The organism is Burkholderia metallica (assembly GCF_902832845.1).
GTDB lineage: Bacteria > Pseudomonadota > Gammaproteobacteria > Burkholderiales > Burkholderiaceae > Burkholderia > Burkholderia metallica.
This window is the reverse complement of sequence record NZ_CADFDB010000009.1, coordinates 39445-51854: the sequence shown is the minus strand read 5'-3', so window position 1 is coordinate 51854 and position 12410 is coordinate 39445. Positions and strand designations below refer to the sequence as shown.

Sequence of the window (12410 nt, the reverse complement as noted above, 5' to 3'; positions counted from 1 at the left end):
GCGGATCGTGCCGCGCGGGTAGCAGGGGGCGCGCAAGCGGCCGCCTGACCGGCGCCGCCAGCCGCTTCATCGTCGCGCGGCGGCTACGTGCTCATCGCGAGCGCATTCGCGCCGACGTGCCAGCGCAAACACTCGACGACGAGCGCATGATCGCGCGCGTCGTCGAGCCCCGCGATCGTCATCGCGCCGACGACGCCCGCACCGGCGATCCGCAGCGGCACGCCGCCGCCGTCGAGCGCATAGTCGTCGTCCGACAGCCCCTGCGACTGCAGCGACCAGCCGGCGCGGCGAAAGCGTTCGCCGACCGCGAGCGAACTGACGCCGAAGCGCAGCACCGTGTTCTGCCGGCGGCGGATCGCGTCGCTGTCGCCGGCGCGGCTGCCGTCGAGCGCGCAGTAGAACAGCGGCGCGCGCTCGCCGACGATGCCGACCGCGATCGGCAGCCCGCGGCGCGACGCGAGGTTGACCGCGATCTCGCCGATCCGGCGGGCGATCGCCGCGTCGAAGCGCGGCAGCGCCGGATTCGACGCGTCGTCGTCGAAGGGAGGGGGTTCGAGGCGAAAGAGGGTCGTCACCATGGCGGCTCCGTGGCGTCGCCGGCTCAGCGTGCGCGTGCCGGGCGTCGCGTCGTCACGGGCCGCGCGCGGGCCCGTGTTCCGATCACTGCTTCAATGCGTCAGCGCGGCGGCGCCGCGTCGAGCATCCATTCGTGCGCGGGATCGTTCTTGAACGCCCACGCACGGCTCGGCCCGGCCATCACGTTCAGGTAGTACAGGTTGTAGCCGTGCGGCGCGACCACCGGGTGATAGCCGCGCGGCACCATCACGACGTCGTGGTTCTCGACCGCGCAGGCTTCGTCGAGGCTGCGGTCGTCCGTGTACACGCGCTGGAACGCGAAGCCCTGCGGCGGATCGATCCGGTGGTAGTAGGTTTCCTCGAGCGACGTTTCCTCGGGCGCCGCGTCGCGGTCGTGCTTGTGCGGCGGATAGCTGCTCGAATGGCTGGCCGGCGTGACGACCTCCACCACGAGCAGCCGGTCGGCCGCCGGGTTGTCGCCCATCAGGATGTCGCACACGTAGCGCGTATTGGTGCCTTGCCCGCGTACCGAGCGGCGCATCCGCTCGCCGTCCAGGCGTTGCACGGGCTTGTCGCCGCTCGTGTACGGCGCGGTGCACAGCGCGATTTCCGCGTCGCGCGTCGCGACCAGTGTGACCGTCTTGCCGCCCGGCACGTACAGCGCGTCCGGCGACACGGCGTCGAAGACGCTGTCGCGCGTGCCGAGCGCGTCGTAGGTGGCGCCGTCGACGTCCGCGCGCACCGTGCCGGTGAGCACGACCACGCACAGCTCGCGCGCGCCGGTGTCGAGCGTTTCGGTGTCGCCGGCCTTCAGGCGCAGCGCGCGGAAGCCGACGTGCTTCCAGCCGGCCGATTCGGGCGTGACGTTGCAGATTTCGCGGTCGGCCGAGGCCTTGACCAGCAGGGGAGAAATCGTCATGGGTTCGGGCTCCGTGGGGTAGGGCTCAGGCGGTCATGCGCTCACGCGCTCAGCCGGTCGACGATCGCGCGCAGCGATTCGTAGCCCTTCTTCGCATACGCATAGCTCGGCGCGACGGCCGGGTCCTGCTCGGCCTCGACGACGAGCCAGCCTTCATAGCCGGCATCTTTCAGCGTACGCAGTGTTGCCTCGTAGTCGAGCGCGCCGTCGCCGGGCACCGTGAAGGTGCCGTTGATCACGCCGTTCAGGAAGCTCCAGCCGTCGTTGCGCGCCTGCGTGACGACCTGCGGCCGCACGTCCTTGCAATGCACGTGGACCACGCGCGAGACGTGCTTCTTCAGCAGCGCCACCGGGTCGGCCGCGCCGCCGAAATACGCGTGGCCGGTGTCGAACAGCAGGAAGACCTTCGCCGGGTCGGTCAGCGCCATCAGCCGGTCGACGTCGGCGGGCGACTCGACGTACGCGCCCATGTGGTGATGGTAGGCGAGCTTGATCCCGTACGTGTCGAGCAGGTGCGCGCCGAACGCGTCGAGGCGCGCCGCATAGCGCCGCCACGCGTCGTCGTCGACGAAGCGCGGCCGCTTCGCGACCGGCGTGTCGATGTTGCCCTGGATCGTGCCCGCGCATTCGCCGTACACGACCACCTTCACGTCGTTGTACTGCAGCTTCGTCATGTGCGCGCGGCAGCGCTCGATCTCCGCGGCGAGCGCATCGGCGTCGCTCAGGCCCGGCGCGACTTCGGCGAGAAAGCCCGAATACCAGCCCGACACGCACACGAGCCCGAACTCGGCGAGTTTCGCCTTCAGCTCGGGGCCCGTCTTCGGAAACTTGTTGCCGAGCTCGAAGCCTGCGTAGCCGATTTCGGCGCCTTCCTTCAGCGCCGTTTCGAGCGGCGTCTCGCCGCCGAGCGACGGCAGGTCGTCGTTCATCCACGACAGGGGATTGATACCGATGCGGACGTTCCAGCTCATGACGTGCTTCCTTGATTCGAATGTGTTTTTCGCAGGGAGGGTTCGTGGGCAGTGCGCGCGATCAGCGCCGCTGCCGGGTCTTCGCATCGAGATACGCGCGGTGCGCCGCGTCGACGCCGGCGCGCGCCGACACCTCAGGGACCGCGACTTCCCACCACGCGCCGCCGTCGTCGGTCGTGCGCCGGTGCGTGGTGTCGATCACGAGCACCTGGCTCTTCGTCGCCGCGCGGGCACGCTTCATTTCGCGCCGCAATTCGCCGATGTCGCGCACGTGCACGGCGTCGGCGCCCATCGCGCGCGCATGCATCGCGAAGTCGATCGTCGAGCGCTCGCCGCCTTCCGGCACGCAGTCGTCGAGCATGTTGTTGAAGCTCGCGCCGCCGCAATTCAGCTGCAGCCGCTCGATGCAGCCGTAGCCGCGGTTGTCGAGGATCACGACGATCAGCTTGCGGCCGAGCATCACGGACGTCGCGAGTTCCGCATTGAGCATCATGTACGAGCCGTCGCCGACGATCACGATCACTTCGCGCGCCGGCCGCGCGAGCTTCGCACCGAGGCCGCCCGCGATCTCGTAGCCCATGCACGAGTACGCGTAGTCCATGTGGTAGTTGCCCGGCACGCCGCTGCGCCACAGTTTGTGCAGCTCGGCCGGCAGCGTGCCGGCCGCGCACACGACGAGATCGTCGCGCGCGCTGTCGCGCCCCGCATCGGCCGCGGAGTCGCGCACCGCGCCGATCACTTCCGCGTCGTACGGGAGCGTGTCCGTCGGCACGTGCGTGGTGAGTTCGGTCACGCGCGCGTTCCATGCGGCGGCCTGGTCGCGGTTGCCGGCGGTCCAGGCCGGATCGGCGCGCCAGCCGGCCAGCGCCGCCGACAACTGGCCGAGGCCCGTGCGCGCGTCGGCCACCAGTTGATGGCCGCGTTTCTTGCCCGCGTCGAACGGCTGCACGTTCAGGCTCAACAGCGTCGCGTCGCCATAGAGCGCATGCGAGCCGGTCGTGAAATCCTGCAGCCGCGTGCCGACCGCGAATATCACGTCGGCCTGCGCGGCCGCGCGGTTCGCGGCAGGCGAGCCCGTCACGCCGATCGACCCGAGATTGAGCGGATGGTCCCACGCGAGGCTGCCCTTGCCGGCCTGCGATTCGGCGACCGGCACGCCGTGCGTGTCGGCGAACGCGCGCAGCGCGTCCCATGCCTGGCTGTACAGCACGCCGCCGCCGGCGACGATCAGCGGCTTCTTCGCGGCCTTCAGCACGTCGAGCGCGTCGGCGAGTTCGAGCGCGTCGGCCGGCGGCCGGCGCATCCGGATCACCGGCGGCGCGAAGAAATCCTCAGGCCAGTCGTACGCGAAGGTCTGCACGTCCTGCGGCAGCGCGAGGCACACCGGGCCGCATTGCGCGGGGTCGGTCATCACCTGGATCGCGCGCGGCAGCGCGACGAGCAGCTGCTCGGGCGACGTGATCCGGTCGAAATAGCGCGTCACCGGCCGGAAGCAGTCGTTCGCGCTGACGTCGCCCTGTTCGAAATCCTCGACCTGCTGCAGCACGGGGTCGGGCAGCCGCGACACGAACACGTCGCCGGGCAGCAGCAGCAGCGGCAGCCGGCCGACGTGCGCGAGCGCGGCCGACGTCAGCATGTTGGTCGCACCGGGGCCGATGCTCGACGTCGCGGCCATCATCCGCTGACGGAAATTCGCTTTCGCGAACGCGACGGCCGCATTGGCCATCCCTTGCTCGTTGTGCGCGCGCAAGGTCGGCAAGCGGTCTTTTTCCGCATGCAGCGCCTCGCCGAGCCCGGCCACGTTGCCGTGGCCGAAGATCGCGAACACGCCGCCGCAGTACGGCAGGATCTCGGTGCGGCCGTCGGGCTGGACGACTTCGGCGCGCAGGGCGGCCAGGTAGCGCACGAGCGCCTGGCTGACGGTCAGTCTTACGGTAGAGGTCATGTCGGTCGGTGAAGAGGAATCGGGTGGGGCGTCGCGTCAGGCCGCGGCGGCGCGGGCAGCCGCCGCGCGGCGGCCGAGCCATGCGTCGACCAGCTGCGCGAAGTTGCCGGCGACTTCGTCGATCAGCGCCTGGTCGTCGATCCGGCCGGCGAACCAGTTCAGCGACGCGTCGGCCCACAGCGTGCGCCCGACCATGAAGCCCTTGACGATCGGGTTGGTCGCCGAGCGGAAGCTGTCGACAAGATATTGCAGCGGCTGGTTCAGCCCGAGGATCACGGCGCCGCGACAGTACGGGTCGCGCTCCGCGATCAGCGCGGCGAGCCGCGTCCAGCCGTCGGCGCTCAGCGGCGTGAGCTTCCACCATTCGGGCTTCACGCCGAGGTTGTAGAAGCGCGCGATCGTGCGCAGCACCGCGTCGTCCTCGGTGCCGGCCGGCGTGACCGCGCGCGGCGGAATCATTTCCAGCAGCAGCTCGTTGCCGCTGGCCCGCGTGGCTTCCCACAGTTCCAGCACGCGCTGCTCCTGTTCGACGCGCAGGTCGACGGCGTCGTCGGGATGATAGTGAACGAGGCACTTCACGACCTGTTCGGTCGGCCAGTGCGTGAGCGACGAGCCGACCGAGCGCGTTTCGTCGAAACGCAGCGGCCGCGAGCCCGGCAGCTCGACCGGGCGGCCGACCCACCAGCCGCGCCCGGTGGCCGAGGCCAGCGCGTCGCTGCCGTAGCCGCCGCCGTCGATCAGCACGCCGACGTGGCCTTCGATATGGCGATCGCGCTCGACCTTCTCCACCGCGCGCACGAGCAGCTGCTTCAGCGTCTTGATCCGCGCTTCGTCCGCGCCGGACTGCACCGCGAGCTCGTAGAACTGGCTGCGATGGTCGAACGCCATCACGCACAGGTCGTCCCATTCGCGGCGCGGCACCGTCACGCGATGCAGGTGCGCGAGCGTGTGGTCCGCGTCGACCACCGGGTTGCGGCTGCCGTCGAACCAGTGCGCGAGTTCGGCCGGCGTCGGCATCGCCGCGGAGCACGCATGGCGCGACACGACGATCGCGCCGCACGCGTTCGCGATGCGCGTCGACTCGGCCCAGTCGCGCCCGCGCAGCAGCCCCGACAGCAGGCCCGACAGGAACGCGTCGCCCGCGCCGAGCACGTTGAGCACCTCGACGCGTTCGCCGAGAAAGGTCGGCGCGTCGTCGATGCGGGCGGGAATGTCGCCCTCGATCACGCAGCAGCCGAGCGCGCCGCGCTTGACGACCAGCGTCGCGTTCGTGATGGCGCGCACCGCCTGGAGCGACCCGATCAGGTCGTGCGGCACGCCGCCGGCGATCAGGAACTCCTCCTCGGTGCCGACCAGCAGGTCGAATTCGCCGAGCACCTGCTGCAGCTGCCGCGTCACCTGCGCGTCCGGCACGTAGCGGTTCTCGCCCGCGCCGCGCGCGGTCAGCCCCCACAGCACGGGCCGGTAGTCGATGTCGAGAATCCGCACGACGCCGTGGCGGCGCGCATAGCCGAGCGCGGTCAGCGACGCCTCGCGCGTGCCCGGCGTCGACAGGTGCGTGCCGGTGATCGCGAGCGCGCGGCAGCCGGCGATGAAGTCCTCGCGGATCTCGTCGGCGCGCACGGCCATGTCCGCGCAGTTCTCGCGCACGAACAGCAGCGGAAACGTGTCGCGATCCTTCAGCCCGAGCAGCACCAGCGCGGTGAGGCGTTCGCGGTCGGTCTGCAACTGGCTCGTGTCGCAGCCTTCGCGCTCGAGCGTCTCGCGCAGGAAGCGGCCCATCTGCTCGTCGCCGACGCGCGAAATCATCGCGGTCTTCAGCCCGAGCCGCGCGACGCCGAACGCGACGTTGCCCGACGAGCCGCCGAGATACATCTGGAAGCTGCGCGCGTCTTCCAGGCGGCTGCCGTACTGCTGCGCATAGAGATCCACGGCCACGCGGCCGAGGCAGGCGAGATCGATGGGGCGGTCACTCGGAAAGTTCAGCAGGCTCATATCACGTGTCACGCTCGCGGCCGGCGTTCGGCGATGCCGGCGAATTAGGGGGCCGATCCGGTCGCGACCGTCCGCATCGTGTACTGCACGACGCGGGACTGCCTGCCGCAAGGAATCGGGCTACGGACGCAGTCTAGACTTTTTGGAAATCCAGTTCCCTAGGTGAAATCACGTAGAAATAAATTTCCAAATTTTTGAGGAAGTGATCTACAGTTTCATCCGGATGCATCAGTCCGCATCGGCTTCGATCGGACTGGGCCCGGCGGCGCGCAACGCGCCGTCTTCCGCCCCCGGAGATGAGGAGACAGATTGATCATGAAGACCAAGCTGATGGCCGTCGCGGCCGCCGCGATCCTGGCTGCGCCGCTCGCGCATGCCGAGAAGATCGGCGTGACGATGGCGTCGTTCGACGACACGTTCCTGACCATCCTGCGCAACAGCATTTCCGACGCAGCGAAGAAGGACGGCGCGACGGTGCAGATCGAGGACGGCGGCAACGACGTCGGCAAGCAGTTGAGCCAGGTCCAGAACATGATCGCGCAGAAGGTCGACGCGATCATCGTGAACGCGGTCGATACCGACGCGACGCCGAAGATCACGAAGATGGTGACGGCCGCGAAGATCCCGCTCGTCTACGTGAACCGCAAGCCGGTGGATTTCGACAAGCTGCCGGCCGGCGTCGCGGTCGTCGCGTCCGACGAGAAGCAGTCGGGCACGCTGCAGGCTCGCCAGGTGTGCAAGCTGCTCGGCGGCAAGGGCGACGTGCTCGTGCTGATGGGCGAGCTGTCCAACGAATCGGCGCGCGCCCGCACCAAGGACATCGAGGACGTGATCGCGACGAAGGACTGCTCGGGCATGAAGATCGTCGACAAGCGCGAAGGCAAGTGGAGCCGCACGCAGGGCCAGGACATCACGATGAACTGGCTGAGTTCCGGCACGAAGTACGACGCGATCATCTCCAACAACGACGAGATGGCGATCGGCGCGATCAACGCGCTGAAGGCCGCGCGCAAGTGGACGCCGAAGACGATCGTCGCGGGCATCGACGCGACGCCGGACGGCCTCGCGTCGATGAAGAGCGGCGAGCTGAAGGTGTCGGTGTATCAGAACGCGGCCGGGCAGGGGCAGCAGGCCGTCGCGGCCGCGCTCAAGCTCGCGAAGAAACAGCCCGTCGACCGCTACGTGAACGTGCCGTTCGAGCTGGTCACGCCCGAGAACATGAGCCAGTACGCGAAGCATTGACCGGTGATCCGTTGAACTGCGCGGGCCCGGCACGGCCGGGTTCGCGCGCGACTCGTCGAGGAACGTCCATGTTTACAGCCAGGATCGCGCGCCCGATGGCCGGCGACGATGCGTCGGCCGCTTCGTCCGGCGCGTCGGCGCCGCCGGCTTCTTCCGCGGCCGACTGCGTGCTCGAGGTGCGCGGCGTCGGCAAGTCCTTTCCGGGCGTCGTCGCGCTTGACGGCGTGCAGTTCCGCGTGCGCCGCGGCACCGTTCATGCGCTGATGGGCGAGAACGGCGCGGGCAAGTCGACGCTGATGAAGATCATCGCGGGCGTCTACACGCCCGACCAGGGCGAAATCCTGATCAACGGCGAGCCGGTCGTGCTGAACGGCCCGCTGGATGCGCTCGATCGCGGCATCGCGATGATCCACCAGGAACTCAACCTGATGCCGTACATGACGGTCGCGGAGAACATCTGGATCCGCCGCGAACCGAAGAACCGCTTCGGCCTGATCGATCACGCGGCGCTGCGCCGCCGCACGGCCGAGCTGTTCGAACGGCTGTCGATCGACATCGATCCGGAAACCGACGTGCGCACGCTGACGGTCGCGAGCCGCCAGATGGTCGAGATCGCGAAGGCCGTATCGTTCGACTCCGACGTGCTGATCATGGACGAGCCGACCTCCGCGCTGACCGACAAGGAAGTCACGCACCTGTTCCGGATCATTCGGCAGCTGCGCGAGCAGGGCAAGGGCATCGTCTACATCACGCACAAGATGAACGAGCTGTTCGAGATCGCCGACGAATTCTCGGTGTTCCGCGACGGCAAGTACATCGGCACGCACGCATCGAGCGACGTCACGCGCGACGACATCATCCGGATGATGGTCGGGCGCGAGATCACGCAGATGTTCCCGAAGGAGGAGGTGCCGATCGGCGACGTCGTGCTGTCGGTGAAGGATCTCGGCGTCGACGGCGTGTTCCGCGACGTGAGTTTCGAGCTGCGCGCGGGCGAGATCCTCGGCGTGGCCGGCCTCGTCGGGTCGGGGCGCTCGAACGTCGCCGAGGCGCTGTTCGGCGTCGTGCCGGCCACGTCGGGCGAGATCCGCATCGACGGCAAGCCGGTGCGCATCGCGACGCCCGCGCAGGCGATGAAGCACGGGATGGCCTTCCTCACCGAAGACCGCAAGGACACCGGCTGTTTCCTGAATCTCGACCTCCTCGCGAACATGGAGGCCGCGGTGCTCAGCAACCGCTACGTGAAGTTCAATTTCGTGCGGCACGCGCAACTGAAACGCGACTGCGAGGAAATGAGCCGGATGCTGCGGGTGAAGTCGCCCGGGCTGCACGAGGAGATCCAGAACCTGTCGGGCGGCAACCAGCAGAAGGTGCTGATCGGCCGGTGGCTGCTCACGCAGCCGCGCATCCTGATCCTCGACGAACCGACGCGCGGCATCGACGTCGGCGCGAAGGCCGAGATTCACCGGCTCGTCAGCGCGCTCGCCGGCAAGGGCGTCGCGGTGCTGATGATCTCGTCGGAAATGCCGGAAGTGCTGGGAATGAGCGATCGCGTGATGGTGATGCACGAAGGGCGCATGACCGGCATCGTCGATCGCAAGGACGCCGACCAGGTCCGCATCATGGACCTCGCGTCGCGCTGAGCCGAAACAAGAGTGGAGACAACGAAATGGGCAACCTGAATCCGGTCGCGGACGCGCAGACCATGACCCTCAAGTCGCGGCACACGAAGTGGCCGCCCGAGCTGAGCATCTTCCTCGTGCTCGTCGGCATCAGCCTGTTCTTCGAGATCGTCGGCTGGGTCGTCGTCGGCCAGAGCTTCCTGTTCAACGCCGAGCGGCTCGAGATCATCGTGCTGCAGATGGCCGTGATCGGCATCATCGCGGTGGGTGTGAACCTCGTGATCATCACCAGCGGGATCGACCTGTCGTCGGGCTCGGTCGTGGCCGCCGCGGCGGTCGTGTCCGCGAGTCTCGCGCAGGTGTCCGACTTCCCGCGCGCGGTGTTTCCGCACCTCACCGACCTGCCGATCATCTGGCCCGTGCTGGCCGGCGTGTGCGTCGGGCTGCTGGTCGGCCTGCTGAACGGCTCGCTGATCGCGATGACGGGCATCCCGCCGTTCATCGCGACGCTCGGCACGATGGTCGCCGCGCGCGGCTTCGCGAAGTGGTTCACCAACGGGATGCCGGTGTCGATGCTGACCGACCAGTTCGCCGCGATCGGCGCGGGCGCCAATCCGGTGATCATCTTCCTCGTGATCGCCGCGATCTTCCACGTCGTGCTGCGCTACACGCGCTTCGGCAAGTACACCTACGCGATCGGCGCGAACCGTCATGCGGCCGTCGTGTCGGGCATCAACGTCACCCGCCACCTGATCTTCGTGTACGCGATCGCGGGCCTGTTAAGCGGAATCGCCGGCACCGTGACGGCCGCGCGCGCGATCTCCGGCCAGTCCGGCATGGGCGTGATGTACGAGCTCGACGCGATCGCGGCGGTCGTGATCGGCGGTACGTCGCTGTCGGGCGGCCTCGGCCGCGTGACGGGCACCGTGATCGGCGTGCTGATCCTCGGCGTGATGACGTCGGGTTTCACGTTCATCCGCATCGACGCGTATTACCAGGAGATGGTCAAGGGCGCGATCATCGTCGCGGCCGTGATCGCCGACCAGTACCGCAACAAGAAGAAGCGCCGCTGAGCACACGCGTGCGCGCGAGCCCGCTCCCCCCATTCGCGAAGGAAACCCCGATGAAGATCGCGCTGGACCCGTACATGATTCGCCACCTGCCGCTCGACCGGCTGCCGCACGCGGTGGCCGAGCTCGGCTACGACCAGATCGAGCTGTCGCCGCGCAGCGACTTTCTCGACTGGTGGGTGATGCCGCGTGCGACCCGCGAGCGGATGGCCGCGTTCCGCCACGCGCTGCGCGCAAGCGGCGTCGGCCTCGCGTCGCTGCAGCCGATGTACCGCTGGGCGAGCCCGTTCGACGACGAGCGGCAATGGGCGGTGCGCTGCTGGAAGAAGGCGATCGAGGTGGCGGTCGAGATGGAGTGCGCGCTGATGGTGTCGGAGTTCGGGCGCGGCGCGTCGCCCGAGTGCTCGGTCGGCGAACGGCCGGGGGCGAACCCGAAGGAACTGTGCGAAGCCGCGTGGTTCCGGTCGATGGACGAATTGCTGCCGATCCTCGAGCGCGAACGCATCGTGCTGTCGGTCGAGCCGCATCCGGAGGACTGGATCGAGCAGCTGCAGCCGGCGATCGACATCGTCACGAACATCGGCTCGCCGTCGCTGAAGCTGTCGTACATCGCGCCGCACACGTTCTACTACGGCGACGACATGGCCGCGATGATCGCGCAGGCCGCGCCGATCCTCGCGCACGTGCGCGTGGCCGATACGTTCGACCACCGCAAGAGCAGCCAGCTGCGCTACATCGTGAACCCGCCGGGTTCGAACCAGATCCGCGTGCACCAGCATCTCGACATCGGGCAGGGCGAGATCGACTGGGACGTGTTCTTTCGCGCGCTCGGCGCGGCAGGCTTCGACGGCGTGATGTCGTCGTGCGTGTTCGCGTGGGAGGACCGCGCGGAAGCGTCGTCACGCTACATGCGCGACACGATCCAGCGCTACGTCGATCGTCATTTCGATCGCACCGCGCGCTGAAGAATGACTGACCGGTGCGGCGCGTGCCGCACCGCCAATGAACGACTGGAGACTGTTAGATGACCTTGCAAATCGGCGTGATCGGCTGCGGCGCGATCGGCCAGGACCATATCCGCAGATTGACCCGCACGCTGTCCGGCGCGCGCGTCGTGGCCGTCAACGACATCGATCCGCAGCAGGCGCGCGACGCGGTGACGAAGTACGGGCTCGAAGCGGAGATCTACGGCGACGGCCACGAGGTCGTCGCGGCCGCCGACGTGCAGGCCGTGCTCGTCACGTCGTGGGGGCCGACGCACGAAGCGTTCGTGCTCGACGCGATCGCGCACGGCAAGCCGGTGTTCTGCGAGAAGCCGCTGGCCGTCACCGCCGACGGCTGCATGCGGATCGTCGAAGCCGAAGTCGCGCACGGCAAGCGGCTCGTGCAGGTCGGCTTCATGCGGCCGTACGACGAAGGCTACCGCGCGCTGAAACGCGTGATCGACAGCGGCGCAATCGGCGAGCCGCTGATGCTGCATTGCGCGCACCGCAACCAGTCGGTCGGCGAGCGCTACACGACCGACATGGCGATCACCGACACGCTGATCCACGAACTCGACGTGCTGCGCTGGCTGCTCGGCGAGGATTACACGAGCGCGCAGGTCGTCTATCCGAAGAAGACGCGCCATGCATCCGCGCATCTCGCCGATCCGCAGATCGTGCTGCTCGAAACCGCGAGCGGCGTGCGCATCGACGTCGAGATCTTCGTGAACTGCCAGTACGGCTACGACATCCAGTGCGAGGTGGTCGGCGAGCAGGGCGTCGCGAAGCTGCCCGATCCGCCGGCCGTCGGGCTCAAGCATGCGGCGCGGCAGTCGGTCGAGATCATGACCGACTGGAAGGAGCGCTTCATCGCGTCGTACGACGTCGAGCTGCAGGCATTCATCGACGGCGTGCGCGCGCATGCGCTCACCGGGCCGTCGGCCTGGGACGGCTACGCGGCGGCGGTCGCGGCCGACGCGTGCGTGCGCGCGCAGAAGAGCGGCGCGGTCGAACCGATCGCGATGGCCGAGCGTCCCGCGTTCTATCGTGGCTGATCCGCGGCCACCCGCCGCTTGTCTGACGGACC

General features: G+C 68.5%; 10 protein-coding genes. 5 read left to right on the top strand and 5 right to left on the bottom strand.

The features are described from left to right. Positions 1 to 83 precede the first annotated feature (83 nt). From HWX08_RS23655 to HWX08_RS23635, 5 genes are all read right to left on the bottom strand, one after another. Positions 84 to 578 carry a heme-degrading domain-containing protein gene (locus HWX08_RS23655; RefSeq protein WP_069256416.1) on the bottom strand — a complete coding sequence of 165 codons (495 nt, stop codon included), beginning with the start codon at positions 576 to 578 and terminating at the stop codon, positions 84 to 86. 98 nt (positions 579 to 676) lie between these two features. Continuing rightward, positions 677 to 1495, bottom strand: coding sequence for a 5-deoxy-glucuronate isomerase (gene iolB, locus HWX08_RS23650; protein ID WP_069256417.1), 819 nt, complete (start codon positions 1493 to 1495; stop codon positions 677 to 679). A 41-nt stretch (positions 1496 to 1536) separates the two neighbouring features. Continuing rightward, on the bottom strand, positions 1537 to 2466 hold the full coding sequence (iolE, locus tag HWX08_RS23645) for a myo-inosose-2 dehydratase (RefSeq protein WP_107312328.1): 930 nt from the start codon (positions 2464 to 2466) through the stop codon (positions 1537 to 1539). A gap of 61 nt (positions 2467 to 2527) precedes the next feature. Next, positions 2528 to 4411 carry a 3D-(3,5/4)-trihydroxycyclohexane-1,2-dione acylhydrolase (decyclizing) gene (gene iolD / locus HWX08_RS23640; protein ID WP_174921993.1) on the bottom strand — a complete coding sequence of 628 codons (1884 nt, stop codon included), beginning with the start codon at positions 4409 to 4411 and terminating at the stop codon, positions 2528 to 2530. A gap of 36 nt (positions 4412 to 4447) precedes the next feature. After that, positions 4448 to 6406 carry a bifunctional 5-dehydro-2-deoxygluconokinase/5-dehydro-2-deoxyphosphogluconate aldolase gene (locus tag HWX08_RS23635; protein WP_069256420.1) on the bottom strand — a complete coding sequence of 653 codons (1959 nt, stop codon included), beginning with the start codon at positions 6404 to 6406 and terminating at the stop codon, positions 4448 to 4450. 315 nt (positions 6407 to 6721) lie between these two features. On the opposite strand from HWX08_RS23635, the gene HWX08_RS23630 reads away from it, so the two are divergent. The 5 genes from HWX08_RS23630 to iolG all read left to right on the top strand — a co-directional run bounded on the left by HWX08_RS23630 (position 6722) and on the right by iolG (position 12378). Then, complete coding sequence (locus HWX08_RS23630; protein ID WP_069256421.1) at positions 6722 to 7648, top strand: sugar ABC transporter substrate-binding protein; 927 nt, start codon at positions 6722 to 6724, stop codon at positions 7646 to 7648. A gap of 68 nt (positions 7649 to 7716) precedes the next feature. Continuing rightward, positions 7717 to 9291: a sugar ABC transporter ATP-binding protein gene (locus HWX08_RS23625; RefSeq protein ID WP_174921992.1), complete on the top strand. Its 1575-nt coding sequence runs from the start codon at positions 7717 to 7719 to the stop codon at positions 9289 to 9291. Between the two features lie 26 nt (positions 9292 to 9317). Continuing rightward, positions 9318 to 10343 (top strand): ABC transporter permease, encoded by a 1026-nt coding sequence (locus HWX08_RS23620; protein WP_174921991.1) that lies wholly within the window; start codon positions 9318 to 9320, stop codon positions 10341 to 10343. A 50-nt stretch (positions 10344 to 10393) separates the two neighbouring features. Next, positions 10394 to 11305, top strand: coding sequence for a sugar phosphate isomerase/epimerase family protein (locus tag HWX08_RS23615; protein ID WP_174921990.1), 912 nt, complete (start codon positions 10394 to 10396; stop codon positions 11303 to 11305). A 59-nt stretch (positions 11306 to 11364) separates the two neighbouring features. After that, complete coding sequence (gene iolG, locus HWX08_RS23610) at positions 11365 to 12378, top strand: bifunctional inositol 2-dehydrogenase/D-chiro-inositol 1-dehydrogenase (protein ID WP_174921989.1); 1014 nt, start codon at positions 11365 to 11367, stop codon at positions 12376 to 12378. Positions 12379 to 12410: the final 32 nt, after the last annotated feature.

Bases quoted from the DNA above. Each gene is read 5' to 3' on its own strand.
- iolD (WP_174921993.1), bottom strand. From the start codon at position 4,411: ATGACCTCTACCGTAAGACTGACCGTCAGCCAGGCGCTCGTGCGCTAC.
- iolE (WP_107312328.1), bottom strand. From the start codon at position 2,466: ATGAGCTGGAACGTCCGCATCGGTATCAATCCCCTGTCGTGGATGAAC.
- HWX08_RS23635 (WP_069256420.1), bottom strand. From the start codon at position 6,406: ATGAGCCTGCTGAACTTTCCGAGTGACCGCCCCATCGATCTCGCCTGC.
- HWX08_RS23625 (WP_174921992.1), top strand. From the start codon at position 7,717: ATGTTTACAGCCAGGATCGCGCGCCCGATGGCCGGCGACGATGCGTCG.
- iolB (WP_069256417.1), bottom strand. From the start codon at position 1,495: ATGACGATTTCTCCCCTGCTGGTCAAGGCCTCGGCCGACCGCGAAATC.
- HWX08_RS23620 (WP_174921991.1), top strand. From the start codon at position 9,318: ATGGGCAACCTGAATCCGGTCGCGGACGCGCAGACCATGACCCTCAAG.
- HWX08_RS23655 (WP_069256416.1), bottom strand. From the start codon at position 578: ATGGTGACGACCCTCTTTCGCCTCGAACCCCCTCCCTTCGACGACGAC.
- HWX08_RS23630 (WP_069256421.1), top strand. From the start codon at position 6,722: ATGAAGACCAAGCTGATGGCCGTCGCGGCCGCCGCGATCCTGGCTGCG.
- iolG (WP_174921989.1), top strand. From the start codon at position 11,365: ATGACCTTGCAAATCGGCGTGATCGGCTGCGGCGCGATCGGCCAGGAC.
- HWX08_RS23615 (WP_174921990.1), top strand. From the start codon at position 10,394: ATGAAGATCGCGCTGGACCCGTACATGATTCGCCACCTGCCGCTCGAC.